A 20,127-nucleotide genomic window follows, 5' to 3' on the forward strand; every position below is an offset into this window, starting at 1 on the left:
GCTCCCGTGGTCACGGCCTACGGACGGAGCTTGGTCGGGTGACGAGGCGCTCATGGCGCTCCCTGGAAAACGGCCAGCCGGCACTCGCTCGGGGCCCCCGAACCCGCTCGTCCTGATTCCGCACGCGGTGGTCAGCTCCGGCATCCCGCGTGAGGCGATGTCGGTGAGGCGGATGAGCGGGGAGCGGGCCCAGCGGCCCGGAAGGCCGCAGCGGATGACGCCCTCGCGCACCGCGCGGGCCATGAAGGCGTCGAGGCGGGTTTCTGAGCCGGGTCAGGGCTGAGCGCCGGGTAAATCCCTTGCGCCTGTGTGGTGGGCGAAGAGAATCGGCGCGTGCAGATCCTTTCGTTTCCTGAAGAAGCCACTCCGTCCGAGCTGCGTGTGCAGGTGCGGGAGATCCAGGAGCAGGCGTGGCCGTCCCCGCCTGGGTCGGTTGTTCCGCCCGACGCTCCGGCCCACGATCCTGTGCTGCGACCGCTGTCGATGCTGCTCGTCGACGACGGGACGGTGCTGGCTGCCCTGGACATCCTGACCAAGGAGATCGTCCACGCAGGTGGACGCTTTGCCGTCGGCGGGCTGAGCACGGTGGTGACGCGGCGGGAGACCCGTGGCCGCGGGCATGGCCGGCGCCTGGTGGCAGCGGCCCGGGAGACGATGATCGCGCGGAAGCTGGACCTGGGGTTGTACACCTGCGACGGCCCGCTCCAGGCGTTCTACGAGAGTGCGGGCTGGCGGCTTCTTCCCGGGGCCGTCCTGGTCGGCGGGACGCCGCAAAATCCGTTCCCCAGCGACCAGCCCGGCTTCGACAAGGTCACGATGGCCGACTTCTTCTCGTCCGTTGCCCGGCAGGCCGAGGCATCGTTCCGCGACAGCCGCATCGAGCTGTATCCCGGGGAGATCGACAAGTTGTGGTGAGCCGCCGGTTGTCCGGAATCCGAGACCCGGGCCCTGACCATGCCGTGGCCATACCCGCACTCCCCCGCCGGCCGCGCTGAACCCGCCGTCGACCGTCCGTTTCTTCCAGGAAACCGAGTAAGTAGCCAGCGAGGGAAGACAGTTACGTTCCGAGTGCGTGAACGCGTTGAAAATGCGTTCCGCGGCGCGGCACCGTTCCACGCAGAAGGGTCCGAGCCCAGCGACACCCGCCGAGGTCACGCCATCCGAGCACGTCTGCCAGACCATGAACTGCTCCGCCCGACCCGGCAGGAGCCGTCAGAAGAACGCTCCAGTGTGAGGCACCCGCCCCACGTCCATCCACGGGCCAGCAGCCGCAACGGATCCTCCTGGTGACGGTGCGGTTCATCTCGCCGTCGCCCTCAGGCTTGTTGGAGGTCTCGTCCGGGAGGCAACCGTTCATTTTCGGGTAGATCGGCTGTATGTCACGACGACGTCCGAACGGTGCGACAGGGCTCGACAACGTCAACGCCGTTGCCGTGCTCCGAAAACAGCGCGGGCGCTCGGGTTCCGGCAAGAGGTCCGGGGCGGGCGAATGCCCCCGGGGGCGGCATGCCCTCGCCGCCCCCGGCCCACGCAGGTAAACGACAAACCGACTCCGACCGTCACACACCATGCGGTAGTCACCGATTTCCCTTGATCGGTCGCTCGCCAGCTCACTTTCGCTCGCGGCCACAGATAAAGAAAAGCCCAAGCCCGTCGGCCATGCGTTGACGAACCCTCTGGGCACCCTTACGTTGCATCTCAAACGGAACTGGATTTCCACATTACGGAAAAAGTCCTCACGGGTGCCACGCGCCCCACCGCGCGGACGTCCCCGCACCCGCAGAAGGAGCGCCTCCATGAATCTCGCTCCACTGGAGATCGACAGGCTCTGCGACCACGTGGTCGCCGATCCGGCCCACCGGCGCCGTGCTCGCGGCGTGACGCGGAACTACAGCGAGGCCGTCGCACCGATCAGCGAAGGAATCCTCGAAGCGGTCAGGGACGGCAGGACCATCGCCGCCGAGTACAGGGAGCTCGGGAAGAAGATCGTCGCCGCTGAGGACGTCATGCCCGGCACCTGCGACAAGCGCCCGCCGCTCCAGATCGAGGCCGCCTTCATGGACGGCACCAAGCTCATCCTCTGTCATGTTCCGATCGGTGCCTGAGAGATGAGACCGGCTCCGCGATCCGGCCCGGGGCATCCAGAGCCCGCCGCTCTCGTCCTGTTCGAAGGGAACGAGAGTGCCAGGGCCCGCAGGCCGAGGCCACTGACCAGCGATGGGCCCGCGTTCCGCACCGTCGCCGTGGGCCGGGATCTCACGCACGCGGTCACCGACGCGCCCATGCTGTCGGATCTGCCGGTCTGCGCAGTGCCCATCCCCCTACCGCCGGGCCGGGGGCCACGAATTGCCGCCACCGCAGCACGGGCACTGCGCCGGCTGACCGGGCTGTCCGCTCAGAGCCGGATCGCCCTGGCCGAGTCCTTCGGTAACACGGGCCACCGCCGAGGACAGCCACGTCGAGTACCTCCCCGAGGCGACCATCCCCTACCGCGCAACTCACGGTGCTCCCGGCGCACCGCGGTCGACGCCGCTCCCTCGGTCAACGTCCTGTCCGGGGAGACCGTGCTGTCCCAGGACTCCGGGACCTGGTCCCGTGTCCTGGCACCGACTCCCCCACGGTTACCCCGGCCGTCCACCGGCGCCTGATGCCGTACGCCGGCGCCTGATGCCGTACGCCGGCTCCTGATCGACGTAACGGCCCTGGTGATGCGCACGTCCTGACCCGCACGCCCATCCCCCCTTGCCCGACCGCCACCGTGCCGATCAAGCACGGCGACCCTACCCGGAAAGACTCGGATGCCTACCACTCTCGATACGGGCAACACCGCATGGCTCATGGCGAGTACCGCCATGGTGCTGCTGATGACGCCCGGCCTTGCCTTCTTCTACGGCGGCATGGTCAAGACCAAGCATGTGCTGGTCATGCTCAAGATGAGCTTCGTCTGTCTGGCCCTGGTCACCCTGCTGTGGCTGGCCATCGGTTACAGCCTGGCCTTCGGCAAGGACGTCGGCGGCTGGGGCCTGATCGGCTCCCCTGCGCACTGGATGATGCACGACATCGGGATGACCAGCCTGAACGGCTCCATCCCCACCGTCATCTTCTCCGCCTTCCAGATGGCCTTCGCCATCATCACCGTGGCCCTGATCAGCGGCTCCATCGCCGGTCGCGCGACCATGCGCGGCTGGCTGTGGTTCGTCGTGGCGTGGACCCTCTTCGTCTATGTGCCGATGGCGCACTGGGTGTTCGCGCCCGACGGCTGGGTCACCGCCCACCTCGGCGCTCTGGACTTCGCCGGTGGTATGCCGGTGGAGATCAACTCCGGTGCGGCCGGCCTCGCGGTGGCGATCGTGGTCCGCAAGCGCAAGGACTTCGAACGCGAGACCATCCGGCCGCACAACCTGCCGCTGGTCGTGGTCGGTCTCGCACTGCTGTGGTTCGGCTGGTTCGGCTTCAACGCCGGCTCCGCGCTGCAATCCGGTGGCAGTGCGCCGATGGCCTTCCTCAACACCCAGCTCGCAGCGTGCGGCGCGATGGTCGGCTGGCCGCTGATCGAGAAGTGGCGGCTCGGACACGTCGAGATGCTCGGTGTGGCTTCGGCGGCCGTGGCGGGCATGGTCGCCATCACCCCGGCCTGTGGTGAGGTCTCCCCGATCGGTGCCCTGGTGATCGGGTTTGTCGCGGGCGTGGTCTGCGCCTTCGCGATCAACCTCAAGTACAAGCTGCGCTACGACGACACCCTGGACGTGGTGGGCGTGCACGGCTGGGGCGGCATCGTCGGTGTCCTGGGTATCGGCCTGTTCGCCACCTTCCAGATGAGCGGCAAGAAGGGCCTGTTCTACGGCGGCGGCATCGACCTGCTGTGGCGCCAGGCCGTCGGCGTGGTGGTGTGCGCGGCCTTCTCCTTCGGCGTGACCTGGCTCATCGCCCAGGCCGTCGAGAGAACGGTGGGCTTCCGGGCTGCCGAGGACTACGAGCATGTCCCCGGCGCGGAGGAGGAGCAGGCGTACGACGACGAGACCATCGCCGAGATCCGCCGGCGGCTGGTGCAGGCACGGGTCCCCGTCGCCGTGGGCACGGGTGGCGCGAAGGCCGGTTCCGGCAGCGCCGACACCGAGCTGCTGGCCGAGCTCCGGGAGGTCCTCCAGCGACGGGAGCAGGAGAAGTGACGACTGCTCACCCCCAGTCCGTCGAATCGAGGAACTGACATGTCCCACATCTTCGACACGGGCAACGCCTCCTGGCTGATCATGGCCGCGGCCATGGTGCTGCTGATGGCCCCGGGACTGGCCTTCTTCTACGGCGGCATGGTGAAGACCGGTCAGGTCATCACCATGCTCAAGATGTGCTTCGGCTGTGTGGTGCTGGTCAGCATCGTCTGGTTCGCGCTCGGCTACACCCTCGCCTTCGGCAAGGACGCGGGCGGGCTCGGGCTGATCGGCGGGCTCGACCATGTCTTCATGTCCGGCATGGGCTTGGAAAGCCGTACCGGCGACATACCCACCGTGACCTTCTCGGTCTTCCACATGTCCTTCGCCATCGTGACGGTCGCGCTGATCAGCGGCTCGGTGGCGGGACGGGCCAAGATGAACGGCTGGCTGGTCTTCGTCTGCGCCTGGACCCTGCTCGTCTACGTCCCGATGGCGCACTGGGTTTTCGCGCCGGACGGATGGGTGTCCAGGCAGCTCGGCGCCGTCGACTTCTCCGGCGGTACGGTGGTCGAACTCGCCTCCGGCGCGGCCGGCCTGGCACTGGCCGCGGTCGCCGGGCGGCGTGCGGACTTCGAGCGCCAGCCGATCCGCCCGCACAACCTTCCGCTGGTGGTCATCGGCCTGTCCCTGCTGTGGTTCGGCTGGTTCGGGTTCAACACCGGCTCCTCCCTCGGCGTGCCGGGCGCGGCGGCGATGGGCTTCGTCAACACCCAGTTCGCCGCCGGTGCCGCCATGGCGGGCTGGGCGGTGACCAGCTACTGGCGCACCCGACAGGTCGGTCTGCTCGACATCAGCATGGGTGCCGTCACCGGCATGGTCGCGATGACCCCGGCTGCCGGCGACGTCACCCCGTTCTGGGCTGTCGCGATCGGTTTCCTGGCCGGTCTGACCTGTGCCTTCGCGATCAGCTGGAAGTACCGCTTCGGAGTCGACGACACCTTGGACGTGGTCGGCATCCACGGCTGGGGCGGGCTGTTCGGCATGGTGATGGTCGGCCTCGCGGCGACCGGAACGATGACCGGCAAGAAGGGCCTGTTCTACGGCGGCGGCTGGGACCTGCTCGGCAAGCAGCTGGTAGCCGTGCTGGTCATCGGGCTGTTCTCGTTCGCCATGACCGCCCTGATCGGGAAGGTGGTTGACCTCACCATCGGCCTCCGCCAGTCGCACGGGGCCGAGGAACACGAGCAGGTCTACCAGAACGACTGGGACGTCCAGTTCAAGGAGATCGCCGACGCCCTCCGCGGCAGCGGTGTCGACGAGGGCGCGTCCGAGCCGGATGCGAGCGCACTGCTCGACCAGGTCCGCCGCATCCTGGCGGCCGACCCGGAGCAGCTGCGGGACTGATCGCCTGAAGGTCAGCCCCCACCATGGGCTGCCGCCTGAGCCACGGCTCTTGCGGCAGCCCATTGCTGTTGCGCCTGATCGTTCGTGCGGCCTCTCGTCCGGTGCGATCGTCGGTGCCGCTACAGCATGAGAGGGTTTCCGGCTCGGAGTGACGGCGCTCTGTGTGGTGAGTGTGTTCCTGTTCCCGCGTATCCGGATGGGGGCGGTCTGACGGCGAAGTAGTCGGCTTGGAGGTAGCAAGTACGGTTCACGGATGTCGAGTTACTGGTCGTCACCTGGCCGGGGAGGTCACTCCGACGACTCCTACCAGGGCACGGGCTGATCCTGGTAGTTCAGGAATTTCAGGCCCGGTTCGCCGCCGTGGCGGTCGATCGTGTCCGCCACGCCGGGGATGGACTGCTCGATGGTCAACGGCGCGTCGGGTCCGCCGAGTTCGGTGCGGACATGGCCGGGGCACATGAGCAGCAGCGTGTGTGCGGCGTCGGCGTACCGGGCGGCGTAGCTGCGCATCAGCTGGTTCAGGGCGGACTTGCTGGCGCGGTAGACGTCCTGACCGCCGTTGGTGTTCAGGCTGAGGCTGCCTTGGCGCGAGGACATGACGCCGATGGTCCCGGTCGGCGCGACCAGCGAACGGAAGGACTCGATCACGCGCATCGGGCTGAGCGCATTGGTGACCATGACCTCGATGAACATCTCCGTCGGGACCTCGCCGACGGGGATGTCGCCCCGTGTGATGGCGGCGTTGACGAACAGCAGGTCGAGGGTGCGCTCCGCCAGGCGTTCGCGTAACGCATCGATCTCCTCCGGCTTCGTCATGTCCAGCGACTCGACGGTGACTCGACCACCGGATGCCTCGGCCAGGTCGTGGAGGCCGGTGTGCCGATCGCCCCGGACGGTCCCGATGACGTCCCAACCTCGGCGCGCGTACTCGGCGGCCAGGCCGAGCCCGAGGGCCCGGGACGCCCCGACGATGAGAGCGGTCCCGGCGCTCATGCCTGGACCGCCGGCTTGAGGACCTGCTCACACCACTCGCGGAAGGTCGTCGGGCTCGCGGTCTGCGGGGTGCGCCGCACCCCGTCATCGAGGCCGTCGTCCTTGGCGCGCATCATGTCGAGGTAACCCTGCACGAGCGCGTCCCCGATGCCGTGTCCGGCGAATGCGGTGCGGAATTCGTCGAGCGTCTGCCGTTCGTAGCGGATCGGGCGGCCGAGTGCGTCGGACATGATGCGCGCCAGGTCGTTCGGCGAAAGGTCCTCCGGGCCCAGCACCGGGACCTCGCCCGTCCCCGTCCACGAGCGGTCGAGCAGCAGGCCGGCCGCGGCCACGGCGATGTCCCGGGTGGCGGCTGTCGGTGCCTTGCGGTCGGCGGCGACGGTGCCGGTGAACACGCCATCGTCGCGGATCGAAGCCACCTGCCACAGCAGGTTGTCGATGAATGTCGGGTTGGCGAGCGCGCGGTAGGCCACGCCCGTACCCGCGATGAGGTCGTCCATGGCCAGCGACGCGGTCACGTGCCCGGCGCGGCCGGCGACGGGGGTTCCGCGGCCGAGCGCCGAGACGCCGACGACGTGTCCGACCCCATGGGTCGTGAACGCCTTCGCGGCGGCGCGAGTGAACCCGGAGTACATGGCGTCCAGGCTCGGCGCCTGTGGGTTTGACGGAACCAGCCAGAAGACGGCGTCCGCGCCGGCGAAGGCCCGGTCGACGACCTCGGCGTCGCCGTGCGATCCGGTGACGACGTCGACATGGGCGCGGACCGCGTCGGGGAGTTTCCCGGGGTCACGCACGATGACGCGCAGCTCTTCGCCGCGCGTGCGGGTCTCGTCGAGGAGGATCTCCAGGAGCCGGCTGCCGATCTGGCCGGTGGGAGTGGTAATGACGATCATGCGTCGAGTCTCGGGGCGGCCGTCCGCGGCGTCCAATACCCTTCCCGACAATTGATACCTTCAGGGCATGGATCTCGATCTGCGCAAGCTTCGCTACTTCGCCACGGTGGCCGAGCACCGGCACTTCGGCCGGGCGGCGGAGCAGCTCTATATCGCCCAGCCGGTGCTCAGCCGTCAGATCAGGTCCTTCGAGGAGGAGTTGGGGTGCACGCTGCTCGTGCGGACCACCCGCAGCGTGGAGCTGACCGCCGCCGGAAAACAGCTCTACGACGAAGCGCAGCAGATCCTCCCGTCGGTCGCCGCGGCGGTCCAGCGCGTCCGCGACGTCGACCAGGGCGCCCAACGGCTCGTGGTCGCCTTCTCCCCCGGGCTGCACGTGTCGGATGCGATCCGGGCGTTCACGTCGCGCCACCCGGGCGTCGAGACCGACGTCGTCCCGGCACGCTGGTGGGAGCCGGACCGGCCGCTTCGCGACGGTCGCGCCCAAGTCGGTTACCTGCGGCGGTCGTTCGACGAGTCGGGCTTGCGCATCGTTCCCATCGGCCACGAGCCCAAGGTCGCCTGCATGCCCGCGGCACACCCCCTGGCGTGCCGTCAGGAGCTCACCTCCGCAGACCTCGACGGCGAGCGGATGCTCGACGTACCGAAGCGGCGGACGTCGTCGCTTGAAGAGAAGTTCGAGCTCATCGCCTCCGGACACGGCATCGCGCTCGTCCCGCTGAGCGTCGCGCGGTCCTACTCCCGCCCCGACCTCGCCCACCTCCCCGTCACAGACGCCCCAGGGATCGAGACCTGCCTGGCCGTTGCCGCGGACCGGCGCGAGAAGCTACTGCGCGACTTCGTGGACATCGCCACCGCGACACTGCGGAACACCTGAGCGGTTACGGCAGACCTTCCTGACCCGGGGGTTCATTCGCAGCCTCGGCCAGCTACCGCTCGAAGTCACCGCCCCGCTCCACCGCAACCCCCCTTGTGACCGTCGCCACACTCCTCCGATGTCACAATCGTCGCGCCTCCGGTGTCCTGAAGGTGTGATGTCGATCGGATCGGAGGTGGTTGTGTTGGCGCGGGTGGTAGTGGTCGGCGCAGGCTACGCAGGTGTGATGGCCGCGAATCGGCTGGCGGCCGTAAACCGGTCGGACGTGAGGGTGACGGTGGTCAATCCTCGGCCGGAGTTCGTGGAACGTGTCCGGTTGCACGAGCACGCAGCGGGTGTGGCGAACGCGGTGCGACCCCTGAGCGGTCTGCTGCACCGGGATGTGCGACTGCGGGTGGCGACGGTGGATGCGATTGCGGAGCGATCGGTGCTCCTCGATGACGGTGGCGCACTCGACTTCGACCATCTGCTGTACGCGGTGGGCAGCACGGCTGCCAGCGGCCTGGCCGGGTCCGAGAACGCGTGGAGTATCGCCGACCTCGATGGCGCCGCGTCATTGCGCACACGACTGCGGCAACTGCCCGCCAGGGCGCATGTCGTGGTGATCGGTGGTGGTCTGACAGGGATCGAGAGTGCGGCTGAAATCGCGTACCGGTACCCCTCTTTGAGGGTCGAGTTGGTCTCGCAGTCGGTCGCCTCAGGGCTCCCCGAGTCGAGCCGGACGATCATTGAACGCAAGCTCGCGAACGCTGGGGTTGTCCTGCGCACCGGACTGCGGGTCACCGCAGTCCGCGCGGATGGCGTCGAGACCGACGCCGGCCGGCTGCCCAGCGATTGCACGGTCTGGGCAGGCTCGTTCGACGTGCCGGACCTGGCACTGCGCAGTGGTCTGCCGGTGGCTCCCGACGGCCGCCTGCGCACCGACGATGCCTTGGTGTGCGCGGGACATCCGCGGATCGTCGGTGCCGGTGACGCTGTCGCACCGCCCGGGCATGTCGGGGATCAGCTGCGGATGAGTTGTCAGGCAGCGATTCCCATGGGTGCCCACGGCGCCGACACGGTGCTCGCGTTGATACGGGGTGAACGACCGGCACCGGTGTCGATCGGCATGACCGGACAGGCCATGAGCCTCGGTCGGCGTGACGGGTTCATCCAGGCCACACACCGCGATGACACCCCTCGAGAGTTCGTACTGTCCGGACGGGTGGCGGCCGTGGTCAAAGAACGCGTCTGCCGCTACACCATCACCTTGATGCGGTTCCCGCGCGCCTACCGGTGGCTTCCCGGCCCGACCCCGACGGCGCCCGCGCCGCCCCCGGTCGCAGCCCGATGAGCGAGGTGCGTTTCGATGGGAAGGCGAGCCCGTCGCCCGAACCGACCAGCACCACACCGAAATCGTGGAAGTGAAAGTGGAAGGGAGAGGAGCAACATCATGAAGGCCATCATCGTGTGCACCTCCGTGTCGCACGGCAACACGCAGCGGATCGCCGACGTCATGGGCCAGGTCCTGGAGGCCCCTGTCGTCGCCCCTGAACAGGTCGATACCGCAGAGCTCTCCACGTACGACCTCGTGGGTTTCGGCTCGGGGATCTACCTCCAGAACTTCCACCCACGACTGCGCCGGTTCGTCCGGTCACTCCCGAAGGGGGAACGGCGCAGGGCGTTCGTGTTCGCCACCAGTGGCCTGCCCGCACCGCGGATCCGGCCCTTCACCCGCCCCGTTGTGCGGACTCTCGAACAGAAGGGCTTCGAGGTGGCCGACACCTTCTCGTGCCGCGGGTTCGACACCTGGCTTGCGTTCAAGCTCGTCGGCGGCATCAACAAGGAACGGCCGAACGCCACCGATCTGGAGGCGGCCCGCGCGTATGCCGAAAACCTACGGCCTCGGATCGGTTCGGTGTCCTGACCGGTCTGGCAGTACACCGCGTGATCGAGGGGCGTCGTACGCCTGGACGCTGCCTTGCCGTTTCGGTTGCGGTGCGGACGGTCGCACCGTGCCAGGCGATGCGCCGGATCAGGCCGGGCTGATCCGGCGCATCGCCTGGAACAGTCCCTACGCCTCGGGCAGCGGCTGGACGGTCAGGTGGTAGTCCTGGAGGATCCGGCCGTCGTCGTCCAGCACGAGGAAGACCCGGGCGGCCCAGGCCAACTCGTCGGCGTGCGGGCCGTTGGCGTACGTCAGTTGGATGGTGAACACGACGACGTCGTCATGAACGGTGACGTGGTTGTCGCCCGTGATGTGGTACTCGCCGGAGGCGACGAACAGCCCGTACGCCTCCGCGACCCGGTCCGCCAGCCCGTCGTGGCCGCGGAACCGGGTGCCTTCGACGAACTCGACGCCGTCCGGGGCCCACAGCTCGGCGACGGCACGCCTGCGTTCGGTGGTGTCCGGCTCGCTCCAGACGGCGACATAGCGCTGCACGATCTGGTCGACATCCGTGACGATGGTCTGCGGCATGGTTGGTCAACTCCCTTGCTCGATAGGTGATCTGCCGGGTTCCGGCCGTGCCCATCAGGCTCCGGGCGGCCGTCGCGGGAGGGTCAAGGGGGACGGCGCCGTCGGACTCTCCCCCTGGGGGAGGGGCACAATCGACGGGTGACCAGCTATCTGTCGATCGGCGACTTCTCGCGCGCCACCCACATGACCATCAAGACCCTGCGCCACTACCACGAGATCGGCCTGCTGGAACCGGTCGAGGTCGATCCGCAGACCGGCTACCGGCGCTACACAGCCGAGCAGATCCCCACAGCCCAGGTGGTGCGCCGCTTCCGGGACCTCGGGATGCCCCTGGAGGAGATCAGGACCGTCCTGGCCGCGGCGGATGTGGAGACCCGCAACCGGCACATCGGCGCGCACCTGCGCCGTCTGGAGGAAGAACTGGGCCGCACCCAGCGCGCGGTCGCGGCGTTGCACGATCTGCTGACGCCACCGGCATCCGGGGACGCGCCCAGGATCGAACTGCGCAGCGTCGGCGCGGTAGAGGCCGCGGCGGTCACGGCGACGGTCGAGGCCCAGGACGTCGCGGCCTGGTTCCAGGGCGCCCTCGGCGAACTGTACGCAACCGTGGCGAGCCAGGGGCTGCGGGAGACCGGCCATGCCGGTGGGGTGTACGCGGACGAGTTGTTCACCCTGCACCGGGGACAGGCCACCGTCTTCGTGCCCTGCAACGGCCCCATCCGGCCGCTCGGCCGGGTCGAACCGCTACACGTGCCGCCGGCGGAGCTCGCCGTGATCGAACACAGCGGCCCGCCTTCCGAGGTCGATCGCGCCTACGGCGCACTGGCCGCGTACGTCTCGCGCCACGCGCTCGCCGTCGACGGCCCGATCCGCGAGTACTACCTGGTCGGCCGGCGCCAGACCCCGGATAGCGAGCTCTGGCGGACCGAAGTCTGCTGGCCGGTCTTCCGCACCGGCGTCACCGACCACGGCACCGCAGCCCAGTCGTCCGCAACGGTGTAGGGCACATCACGCCTGTTGCCACACCAGTGCTGCCCACTCTCGCAGGAACACTGAGCCTTTCCACCCTTTGCTGAGCTGTCTTCCATCGCAACGGAGGACGTAGCCAGGCACTGGACGAGGAGCCATAAGAGACGGGTTTAGAAGTGGTCCCTACCGTCGGTCACCGACGTCGCATAGCCCTGGCCGACCACACCGCCCCGTATGGAGCTGCTCGTGAGAACGTCCGATACCCCCGTGCCTGCTCGGTTGCGCACGCTGCGCCCTCGGCTGCGTCTGCCCATGGAGCGGCCGTCGCCTGGTACGCCACGCCGCCCCCGGCAGAGGCGAGGCGTGCTCGCCGCCTCGGCGCTGATCGCAATGAGTGCGATGGCCCTGTCCGCGTGTGGCGGGGGCGGCGCGGCAGGCAGCGACGAAGGGGCCAAGGGCGCGTCCGGCATCAGGATCAAGGTCTCGGCACAGGACGGCGCCACCGATGCCGGCCTCAGCACCGGTGTCAGGGTCAGTGGGGGCAAGCTGACCGAAGTGCGGCTGATCCGGGTGGACAACGGCGCCTCGGTCAAGGGCGCGATAGCCGCCGACGGCTCCTCCTGGAAACCCTCGGTCCAGCTGGAGCGCGGCACCACATACAAGCTGGTCGCCAACGCCAAGGCCGACAACGGCCGGACGGCCACCGAGAACGCCACTTTCACCACGGTCTCCTCGAAGAACAGCTTCCTCGCCTCCTACACCCCTGACGGCGGCAAGACCGTCGGCGTCGGCATGCCGGTGTCCTTCACCTTCGACAAGTCGATCGCCAACAAGAAGGACGTCCAGTCCCACATCACGGTGACCTCCAGCAGCGGCCAGCAGGTCGTCGGCCACTGGTTCGGCTCCCAGCGCCTGGACTTCCGGCCGCAGGAGTACTGGAAGGCCGGCTCCAAGGTCACGTTGAAAATCGACCTGGACGGCGTGAAGGGCGGAGGCGGCATCACCGGCGTGCAGTCCAAGACGCTGGCCTTCACCATCGGCCGGTCCCAGGTCTCCACCGTCGACATGAACACCCAGACCATGACGGTGGTCCGGGACGGCAAGACCATCAAGTCCGTGCCGATCTCCGGCGGCAGCCCGAAGAACCCGACCTACAACGGCCAGATGGTGATCTCGGAAAAGCTGGTGCAGACCCGGATGGACGGCTCGACCGTCGGCTTCAGCAACCCCACGGAGACCTACGACATTCCTGACGTGCCGCACGCGATGCGGCTGTCGGCCTCGGGCACCTTCGTCCACGGCAACTACTGGGGCAGTCCATCGGTCTTCGGCCGCAGCGGCACCAGCCACGGTTGCATCGGCCTACAGGACAACAAGGGCGGCGGAGGCGAAACCCCGGGCAAGTGGTTCTTCGACCAGTCACTCCTCGGCGACGTCGTGGTCGTCAAGAACTCGCACGAGCAGACCGTCAAACCGGACAACGGCCTCAACGGCTGGAACCTGTCCTGGTCCGACTGGCAGGCGGGCAGCGCGCTGTGACCGGCCTCCACCCTCTTCGGGACGTCGGCGGTGCAGCCCCGCCCAAGGCCGAACCGACGACAACCGGCCCTCCGCCCCGAGGGTTTGAGGCTCGCTGCGCGTACGGCAGCGAAGCGCGTTCTCCGCACAGGGGTGGACAACGGGTTGGGCAACCCGGGGTTCGCCGTGCCGTACCCCGGTGAGGCGCGAAGGTTCCCTGGTCGTACGGGTGACTCCTCCACCCCGTAGACGAGGTGGCTTCCCGCCAAGCCGGTTGGGCTTCGCGACGGACCAGCCCGACCTGTAGAACGTTCAGGGCGCCCACCGTGTCCGCGTGCGCCTGGTGGCCACGGCCAACGCAGTGGAAGGTCTCCTGTGTGGGCCGGTTCTCCTTGGCGGTGTGCCCGCATGCGGGCACACCGCCGGGAGGTGTTGCGGGGGTCCACCGCCATCACCTCCCGTCCGGCACCTTCCGCCCTGGCGGCCAGGATCGCGAGGAACGCCCCCCGTCCGGCATCAGCTATCGAGCGGTTCAGACCGGGCTCCACCAGCGGGAAGTCCATGTCACCCTCCGGGAGGGAGAGCTCCCCGCCCTGCTCGCCGCGCTCCGCTCCCGGAGGTTGCACCTCGCCCTGGTCTTCTCCAGCCTGCTGACCGCCTCGACCTGGAGGAGGACTTCATCGTCCCCCCTGCTAGCTTGACTCTGTCGGGGATCTTGGAGTTTCCCGGTCCGCCAGCTTGATCAACAGGCATGCTCGGGGCTGTTTCGAAGACCGATGCAGTTGTCGAGGTGCCTGTTGTCGCTCCGTCCCCGTTCCGGTGAGCAAGTCCCGTCTCTGACCGCGCAGATCGCATGGGCGAGCAACCCGGGCGGTACGACGGCGATGTGGGTGAGAGACCGGCTGGACGGGCTGTGGTGCGACGAGGACTTCGCGGGCTGGTACCCGCGCGACGGACGCCCCGGCATCTCGCCCGCCCAATTGGCCACCGTCTGCGTGCTGCAGTTCCTGCTCGGCCTGTCGGACCGGCAGGCAGCGGAAGCGGTCCGCTGCCGCATCGATTTCAAGTACGCCATGGCCCTGGAGCTGGACGATCCCGGCTTCCACCACAGCGTGCTGGCAGACTTCCGCGAGCGCCTCGCCCAGGACGACCGCGCAGACCGTCTTCTCGATCTGGCGCTCGCGCGCCTGAAGGAGGCCGGACTCGTGCGCGAGCGCACCACGCAGCGCACCGACTCCACCCACGTCCTGGCCGCGGTGCGCGACTTGACCCGGCTGGAACTTGTCACGGAGGCGGTCCGTGCCGTGCTGGAAGAAGTGGCCCGCACGGCCGGGCATCTGCTGGTCGGCCTGGTCGACGAGGACTGGGGGCGCCGCTACGGCCGTCCGGTCCGTCTGGGCAAGAACCCCACCCGGCCCAAGACCAGGATCCTCGCCGCCGGCGAGGACGCCTGCCGGCTGTTGGAACGCCTCCACCGGCAGGGGGCGTGTTACCGGCCCGGTCCGCAGGCCGAGGCGTTGCGGCAGATCGTCGTGCAGAACTACTACCGCGACGAGGCGGGCCGCCTGCGCTGGCGCACCGCCGACGACGGCGGCCTGCCGCCCTCCTCCTCGGCAATCGTCTCGCCCTACGACACCACGGCGCGTTACGTCCGTCATGGGCACATCATCAGCTGGAAGGGGTTCGCCGCGCATGTCACCGAGACGTGCGCCTCCGGCAGCGTCAACGTGATCACGGATGTGGCTACCACCTCGGCCGCTACGAACGACGGCCAGGCCCTGCCCGGCATCCACACCCGCCTGGCGCGTCGCGGGCTACTGCCCGCAGAGCACCTGGTCGACGGCGGCTACACCTCCCTGGTCCACCTGGAACGAGCCGAGCGCGAACATCAGGTCACCGTCAGCGGGCCGCTGCCGGGCAACCCCACCCGCCAGCACCGCCAGAACGAAGGCTTCGACCGGGACGACTTCCACATCGACTTCGACCGCCGACAAGTCACCTGTCCCCAGGGCCAGGTCAGCAAGGGCTGGCACGGTCCCTACCCGACCTCCTCGCCCACCGCGGCACCCCTGATCGTGGCGCGGTTCACCAAGAGCCAGTGCCAGCCGTGTCCAGACCGCCCCCGGCGCACCAACTCCCGCGAGAGCGCCCGGAATGTGGGCTTCCCTCCACGAGAACTCCGCGACCTGCAAGTCCGTGTCCGCAGCGAGCAGCAGACACCCGACTGGAAGGCCCGCTACGCGGTCCGCTCCGGAGTGGAGGGCACCATCAACGAGTTCGCCCACGGACACGGCATGCGCCACTGCCGCTACCGAGGACAGCCGAAAGCCCACCTGCAACACGTACTCACGGCCATCGCCGTGAACATCGAACGCCTCAGCAGCCGGTCAGTGACCGAGGAAACCTCTTCACCGAGACCGCCGACCGCCTTCCAGACCTTCCTGGACCAGCGGGAGATTCCCCGGCCGAAGTCCTGGCGAACCCTCGGCAGCTGAGCCCGACCATCCAAGATCCCCGACAGAGTCAAGCTAGCCCCGATCCCTGGCCCTGGCCCTGGCCCTGGCCCTGGCCCTGGCCCTGGCCCTGGCCCTGGCCCTGGCCCTGGCCCTGGCCCGCCGGATGATCCCACGGCAGGCGCCCTACCCGTGCCGTCAGCCGACCCGGCGAGCCAGCACCTGCCCGGGCCAAGTCCCGGACAGGAAACGGTCGGTGGGAGTGAAACCGTTGCGCTCGTAGAACGCAACCAGCTCGCCCCCGCCACCCGCCCAACAGTCGACCCGCAGCAGCGCCACGCCGGCCCGTCGGGTCTCCTCGACGGCATGGGCCAGCAGCGACGCCCCGATGCCCAGACCGGCGTGGCGTCGGTCGGATACCAGCAGTCGGACGTACCGCTCGGGCTCCCCGGCCGACGCAATCGGCATCTGCGGGCTGGGCCCGGAATCCAACACCAGGGCACCAACAGGCGTTCCGTTCAACTCGGCAATGTACGGGGCGTTCTCGGTCGTGTACCGCTCGACCCGCGCCACCCCGCCAGGCTTCTGCGAATACGGTGTCGTGCCCCACTGCTCGGTGTTGCCACGCTCGTTCATCCAGGCCACCGCGGAGTCGAGCATGTCCAAAATGGCCGGTGCGTCGGCCGGGCTGCCTGGTCTGATGCGTATGCCATAACTGGTGTCGTTCACGGCAGCAGCGTAGACACTGTCGGGCGGATCACGGGCGCGAAGCCAGTATCTGAGCGCAACCGGCAGCATCGGCGGACTCCGCATGGGGCGGAGCCAGAGGGACCGCCCCAGGACGTTCCCGCCGTGACCAACGGCGGGCGTCTGAGCCGTCCGGGACGGTGACGCGGGCCTGGGGGGACGTCTCGCCCGGGACGGAGTGGGGTCGGCGGGGCCGGCGCTAACGTCCGGCCCGGCTCTCGCCGGCATCTCAGCGGGCTGCCATTAGTGAGGCGTTACCGGTGCGCTAGCGATCTCCATCAGAGTCGTACCCGTCCAGGGCGTTGATGGAGGCCGTTGCGGCCCTCAGCTACCTGCCCACTCATCGAACGGGGGAGCACGACATGCAGAACATGGACAACAATGGCTGCGCCGAGAAGGCCGCGAAGAAGGGGCAGGGGCGGGGGCTGCAGGGTCCGCTCCTGAAGGGTGGGGTGCCGCGCGCCGTCATGCCGTAGCCGTCCTCGACGTCGGGCTCGGCCGCAGGCAGGCATGGCAGACCATGCCGCGGCATGCTCTCGACGTCTGCGGTTCGGAGCACTCGGTGATCTTGACAAAGGACACGCTCAGCCGCGCTGGGGAGGCGCGAGGGTCTGCCAAGAGCTCCCGGAGACCATTTCAAGGGGCTTCAGAGCGCAATCCTCCATCGACCCTCCGCTGAGGATCCTCCTTCGCGGGAACGCAGCGGCAACTCAGCACCCGCCTCCCCATCCTTCCGGGCGTCCCACTTCTCCGGGTGCCCCACACACCAGAACTACGAACGAATGCGATGGGGACCGCTATGCGTGAATACAGCCGCCGGGGCGTACTCGGACTCGGGATAGGAGCGGCGGCCTCACTCTCCGTGGCAGGCTGCTCATCCTCCGGGTCGACGGCCTCCGACAGGGTCGGAACCCAGCCCGGGAACGCGGCGCAGGGCAAGCCGATAGGCGACGGCTCAACCGCGTACACCGGAAGGCAGCCCAACCAACCGCCCGCACCGGAGAAGCTGGAGCCTGGCCAGAAGCCGCCGCAGTTCGTCGTCTTCTCCTGGGACGGGGCGGGCGAGGTGGGCAACGGCCTCTTCCCGCGGTTCCGCAAGCTCGCCCGCGACCACAACGCCTCGATGACCTTCTTCCTCTCCGGGCTGTATCTGCTGCCCGAGTCGAAGAAGCGCATGTACCGGCCGCCGAACAACCGCGTCGGCGCATCCGACATCGGATACCTCAGCGATGACCACATCAAGGATACGCTGAAGAACGTGCGCGCCGCCTGGCTGGAGGGCCACGAGATAGGCACGCACTTCAACGGCCACTTCTGCGGCACCAGTTCGGGGTCGGTCGCGCACTGGACCCCCGCCCAGTGGGACGACGAGATCAAGCAGGCCATGGACTTCGTCACCAAGTGGCGGACCAACACCGGCTTCACCGACCTCGAACCGCTGCCCTTCGACTACAGCAAGGAACTGGTCGGCGGCCGTACACCATGCCTGCTCGGCCAGGACAACCTGCTTCCCACGGCACGCAAGCGCGGCTGGCGATACGACGCCAGCTCACCAGGCGGCCTCCAGGTCTGGCCCGTCAAGAAGCAGGGCGTGTGGAACTTCCCGCTCCAGCAGATGCCGTTCCCAGGCCACTCCTTCGAGGTTCTCTCGATGGACTACAACATCCTCGCCAACCAGTCGAAGAACTCCACCAAGGCCCCGCCGGCCAACTACCCCGGCTGGCGCAAGCAGGCCACGGAGGCGTACATCGCCGGTTTCCAGCGGGCCTACGAGACCAACCGTGCGCCGTTCTTCATCGGCAACCACTTCGAGCAGTGGAACGGCGGCATCTACATGGACGCCGTCGAAGAGGCCTTCAAGCACATCGCCGACGACAAGCGCAAGGACGTCCGGCTGGTCTCCTTCCGCCAGCTCTGCGACTGGCTGGACGCCCAAGACCCGCAGGTCCTCGCCGGCCTACACCGGCTCGGAGTGGGTCAGCAGCTCACCGGACGCGGCTGACGGCCCCGGGAGGGGACGCCACCGCGACCGTCACCCTCGCCAACGTCCATGCGGCCCCGCTCCCACGGTTGCCAGGCTGTCCCCATCCGCTGCGACCCGTAGAGTCAACGTAGGCGGACTGCGAGCGGTCGTCAACGGCTTCGGCGGCGAGATGTGCGGCAGTCGACCACGCCTCACCGCGGCGAGTTCACCACCGGTGGTTGCCGGCAGGTCCGGCGCATTGCCGAACCTGTGCGCAAGGCAATCGCACGGCGACGCACGGGAGTTGGATGTGACGGGCGTGGACACGCAAGACTGTGACAACGGGGCCCCTGGCGCTCGGGGGCGTCGTCACCCCGAGCCACCGAGGGGCCCTGCCTTCATGCGCCGACGCCATCGCTGATCAGCCGATCCAGAACCGACCGATCAGGCCCACTGGGAGGTGAGCGGAAGTCTTCTCAGAGGACGGCACCGGCTTTGACCACGTGCCGCAGGTGCCGCTCGGGGCGGGTGAGGACAGCCAGGTCCGCCAGCGGGTCGCCGTCCACGACGAGCAGGTCGGCGTGCGCGCCCGGCGCGAGGGTGCCGATCTCGCCCTCCATCCGCAGCAGGCGGGCCGCCGTGCTCGTGGCGGAACGGATCACATCCGCAGCGGGCTGGACCTCGGCGCGCAGGGTGAACTCCTCCAACTGGGCTGGGTGCAGCGGCCCGAGCAGGTCACTGCCGTAGACGAGGTTGACGCCCGCGCGATGGGCCTTCTCCAGAGCGGCAAGCCCATGGTCGCGGACCTCGGTGAGCTTGCGGTAGGACGACTCCGGAAGGCCGGACTGCCGGCTGAGCTTCGCTGTCTGCTCGTAGGCAATCAGGGTGGGTACCAGGAAGGCGTCCCGCTCCAGCAGCAGGTTGATGGTCGTGTCGTCGATCAGGTTGCCGTGTTCGACGCAGCGTACGCCGGCCCGCAGGGCCCGATCGATGGCGCGCGGGTGGTAGGCGTGCGCGGTGACGTACCGGTTGTGGTTCTCCGCCTCCTGCACGGCGGCGCGTATCTCGTCCTCGCTGTACTGGACGGCCGCGATCTCGTCGTGCGGCGAGGCCACCCCGCCGGAGAGCAGCACCTTCAGATGGGCGGCGCCCTTGCGGAACTCGTCCCGGGCCGCCGCGCGGACGGCGTCGACGCCGTCCGCGATCCGGGCGAAGTGGGGACGGCTCTCGCAGCAGGGCACCGAGTCGTCCCCGAGCGGGCGCAGGTCGCCGTGGCCGCCGGTCTGGGAGAGTGCCTTGCCGCCGTGGATGAGCCGCGGGCCGAGTGCCAGCCCTTCGGCCAGGGCCCGGGCCATGCCGTGGTCGGCGCCGCCGACGTCGCGGACGGTGGTGAAGCCGCGGCGCAGCATCCGTTCGGCCTCCGCGAGAGCCCGGACGGTCAGGTATCCGGGGGTCCAGGAGGCGACGGCGGACAGGTCGAGGGAGGTGACCAGCAGGTGGACGTGGGCGTCGATCAGGCCGGGCAGCACGGTGGCGCCGGCCGCGTTGAGCACCCGCACGTCCTGCCCGGCGCCGGGCGGGCGGCCGGTGCCGGTGGCGGCGATCCGGCCGTCGGCGACCTCGATCCAGGCCGGGTCGGTACGGGTGCCTGTCTCGGGGTGGAGCAGGCGGGCGTCGGTGATCAGCAGTCGGCTCATGGCG

At 68.8% G+C, this 20,127-nt stretch carries 16 protein-coding genes; 11 read left to right on the forward strand and 5 right to left on the reverse strand.

Going from position 1 to position 20,127, the window contains the following annotated elements:
- Positions 1 to 309: 309 nt before the first annotated feature.
- The 4 genes from IEZ17_RS27975 to IEZ17_RS27990 all read left to right on the forward strand — a co-directional run bounded on the left by IEZ17_RS27975 (position 310) and on the right by IEZ17_RS27990 (position 5,555).
- Entirely contained in the window at positions 310 to 915 is a 606-nt protein-coding gene (locus tag IEZ17_RS27975; RefSeq protein WP_229852719.1) for a GNAT family N-acetyltransferase, read from the forward strand.
- Between the two features lie 881 nt (positions 916 to 1,796).
- Positions 1,797 to 2,105 carry an urease subunit gamma gene (gene ureA / locus IEZ17_RS27980; RefSeq protein ID WP_189304861.1) on the forward strand — a complete coding sequence of 103 codons (309 nt, stop codon included), beginning with the start codon at positions 1,797 to 1,799 and terminating at the stop codon, positions 2,103 to 2,105.
- A 693-nt stretch (positions 2,106 to 2,798) separates the two neighbouring features.
- Positions 2,799 to 4,169, forward strand: a complete 1,371-nt coding sequence (locus IEZ17_RS27985) for an ammonium transporter (protein ID WP_189304863.1) — start codon at positions 2,799 to 2,801, stop codon at positions 4,167 to 4,169.
- Between the two features lie 39 nt (positions 4,170 to 4,208).
- Positions 4,209 to 5,555: an ammonium transporter gene (locus IEZ17_RS27990; RefSeq protein ID WP_189304864.1), complete on the forward strand. Its 1,347-nt coding sequence runs from the start codon at positions 4,209 to 4,211 to the stop codon at positions 5,553 to 5,555.
- A gap of 303 nt (positions 5,556 to 5,858) precedes the next feature.
- Here IEZ17_RS27990 and IEZ17_RS27995 read toward each other — a convergent pair whose 3' ends face one another.
- Together IEZ17_RS27995 and IEZ17_RS28000 are read right to left on the reverse strand one after the other, a co-directional pair.
- Positions 5,859 to 6,548 (reverse strand): SDR family oxidoreductase, encoded by a 690-nt coding sequence (locus IEZ17_RS27995; protein ID WP_189304866.1) that lies wholly within the window; start codon positions 6,546 to 6,548, stop codon positions 5,859 to 5,861.
- Positions 6,545 to 7,441 (reverse strand): NAD(P)H-binding protein, encoded by an 897-nt coding sequence (locus IEZ17_RS28000; RefSeq protein WP_189304868.1) that lies wholly within the window; start codon positions 7,439 to 7,441, stop codon positions 6,545 to 6,547. Before IEZ17_RS28000 ends, IEZ17_RS27995 begins: the two co-directional genes overlap by 4 nt.
- 67 nt (positions 7,442 to 7,508) lie before the next feature.
- Between IEZ17_RS28000 and IEZ17_RS28005 the strand changes: the two genes are divergently transcribed.
- The 3 genes from IEZ17_RS28005 to IEZ17_RS28015 all read left to right on the forward strand — a co-directional run bounded on the left by IEZ17_RS28005 (position 7,509) and on the right by IEZ17_RS28015 (position 10,224).
- On the forward strand, positions 7,509 to 8,318 hold the full coding sequence (locus IEZ17_RS28005; protein WP_189304870.1) for a LysR family transcriptional regulator: 810 nt from the start codon (positions 7,509 to 7,511) through the stop codon (positions 8,316 to 8,318).
- Between the two features lie 157 nt (positions 8,319 to 8,475).
- Positions 8,476 to 9,651, forward strand: coding sequence for an NAD(P)/FAD-dependent oxidoreductase (locus tag IEZ17_RS28010; RefSeq protein WP_189304872.1), 1,176 nt, complete (start codon positions 8,476 to 8,478; stop codon positions 9,649 to 9,651).
- Positions 9,652 to 9,750: 99 nt separating this feature from the next.
- Complete coding sequence (locus tag IEZ17_RS28015; protein WP_189304874.1) at positions 9,751 to 10,224, forward strand: flavodoxin family protein; 474 nt, start codon at positions 9,751 to 9,753, stop codon at positions 10,222 to 10,224.
- Positions 10,225 to 10,371: 147 nt separating this feature from the next.
- On the opposite strand, the gene IEZ17_RS28020 is transcribed toward IEZ17_RS28015, so the two are convergent.
- Positions 10,372 to 10,776 carry a nuclear transport factor 2 family protein gene (locus IEZ17_RS28020; protein ID WP_189304875.1) on the reverse strand — a complete coding sequence of 135 codons (405 nt, stop codon included), beginning with the start codon at positions 10,774 to 10,776 and terminating at the stop codon, positions 10,372 to 10,374.
- A 138-nt stretch (positions 10,777 to 10,914) separates the two neighbouring features.
- Here IEZ17_RS28020 and IEZ17_RS28025 point away from each other — a divergent pair, with 138 nt between their 5' ends.
- From IEZ17_RS28025 to IEZ17_RS28040, 3 genes are all read left to right on the forward strand, one after another.
- Positions 10,915 to 11,778 carry a MerR family transcriptional regulator gene (locus IEZ17_RS28025; protein ID WP_189304877.1) on the forward strand — a complete coding sequence of 288 codons (864 nt, stop codon included), beginning with the start codon at positions 10,915 to 10,917 and terminating at the stop codon, positions 11,776 to 11,778.
- Between the two features lie 357 nt (positions 11,779 to 12,135).
- Positions 12,136 to 13,284, forward strand: coding sequence for a L,D-transpeptidase (locus IEZ17_RS28030; RefSeq protein WP_373299960.1), 1,149 nt, complete (start codon positions 12,136 to 12,138; stop codon positions 13,282 to 13,284).
- A 776-nt stretch (positions 13,285 to 14,060) separates the two neighbouring features.
- The gene (locus IEZ17_RS28040; RefSeq protein ID WP_229852720.1) at positions 14,061 to 15,758 is read left to right on the forward strand and encodes an IS1182 family transposase; all 1,698 of its coding nucleotides are present in this window, start codon (positions 14,061 to 14,063) and stop codon (positions 15,756 to 15,758) included.
- A gap of 156 nt (positions 15,759 to 15,914) precedes the next feature.
- Here IEZ17_RS28040 and IEZ17_RS28045 read toward each other — a convergent pair whose 3' ends face one another.
- Positions 15,915 to 16,445, reverse strand: a complete 531-nt coding sequence (locus IEZ17_RS28045; RefSeq protein WP_189304883.1) for a GNAT family N-acetyltransferase — start codon at positions 16,443 to 16,445, stop codon at positions 15,915 to 15,917.
- An 817-nt stretch (positions 16,446 to 17,262) separates the two neighbouring features.
- Between IEZ17_RS28045 and IEZ17_RS28050 the strand changes: the two genes are divergently transcribed.
- Entirely contained in the window at positions 17,263 to 18,465 is a 1,203-nt protein-coding gene (locus IEZ17_RS28050) for a polysaccharide deacetylase family protein (protein ID WP_189304885.1), read from the forward strand.
- A 437-nt stretch (positions 18,466 to 18,902) separates the two neighbouring features.
- On the opposite strand, the gene IEZ17_RS28055 is transcribed toward IEZ17_RS28050, so the two are convergent.
- Positions 18,903 to 20,123 carry a metal-dependent hydrolase family protein gene (locus IEZ17_RS28055; RefSeq protein ID WP_189304887.1) on the reverse strand — a complete coding sequence of 407 codons (1,221 nt, stop codon included), beginning with the start codon at positions 20,121 to 20,123 and terminating at the stop codon, positions 18,903 to 18,905.
- Positions 20,124 to 20,127 lie beyond the last annotated feature (4 nt).

This window comes from Streptomyces albospinus (assembly GCF_014648695.1).
Lineage (GTDB): Bacteria > Actinomycetota > Actinomycetes > Streptomycetales > Streptomycetaceae > Streptomyces > Streptomyces albospinus.

Excerpts from the sequence above, each read along its gene's own strand:
- ureA (WP_189304861.1), top strand. The coding sequence starts at position 1,797 with ATGAATCTCGCTCCACTGGAGATCGACAGGCTCTGCGACCACGTGGTC.
- IEZ17_RS27985 (WP_189304863.1), top strand. The coding sequence starts at position 2,799 with ATGCCTACCACTCTCGATACGGGCAACACCGCATGGCTCATGGCGAGT.
- IEZ17_RS27990 (WP_189304864.1), top strand. The coding sequence starts at position 4,209 with ATGTCCCACATCTTCGACACGGGCAACGCCTCCTGGCTGATCATGGCC.
- IEZ17_RS27995 (WP_189304866.1), bottom strand. The coding sequence starts at position 6,548 with ATGAGCGCCGGGACCGCTCTCATCGTCGGGGCGTCCCGGGCCCTCGGG.
- IEZ17_RS28000 (WP_189304868.1), bottom strand. The coding sequence starts at position 7,441 with ATGATCGTCATTACCACTCCCACCGGCCAGATCGGCAGCCGGCTCCTG.
- IEZ17_RS28005 (WP_189304870.1), top strand. The coding sequence starts at position 7,509 with ATGGATCTCGATCTGCGCAAGCTTCGCTACTTCGCCACGGTGGCCGAG.
- IEZ17_RS28010 (WP_189304872.1), top strand. The coding sequence starts at position 8,476 with ATGTCGATCGGATCGGAGGTGGTTGTGTTGGCGCGGGTGGTAGTGGTC.
- IEZ17_RS28015 (WP_189304874.1), top strand. The coding sequence starts at position 9,751 with ATGAAGGCCATCATCGTGTGCACCTCCGTGTCGCACGGCAACACGCAG.
- IEZ17_RS28020 (WP_189304875.1), bottom strand. The coding sequence starts at position 10,776 with ATGCCGCAGACCATCGTCACGGATGTCGACCAGATCGTGCAGCGCTAT.
- IEZ17_RS28030 (WP_373299960.1), top strand. The coding sequence starts at position 12,136 with ATGAGTGCGATGGCCCTGTCCGCGTGTGGCGGGGGCGGCGCGGCAGGC.
- IEZ17_RS28050 (WP_189304885.1), top strand. The coding sequence starts at position 17,263 with ATGCGTGAATACAGCCGCCGGGGCGTACTCGGACTCGGGATAGGAGCG.
- IEZ17_RS28055 (WP_189304887.1), bottom strand. The coding sequence starts at position 20,123 with ATGAGCCGACTGCTGATCACCGACGCCCGCCTGCTCCACCCCGAGACA.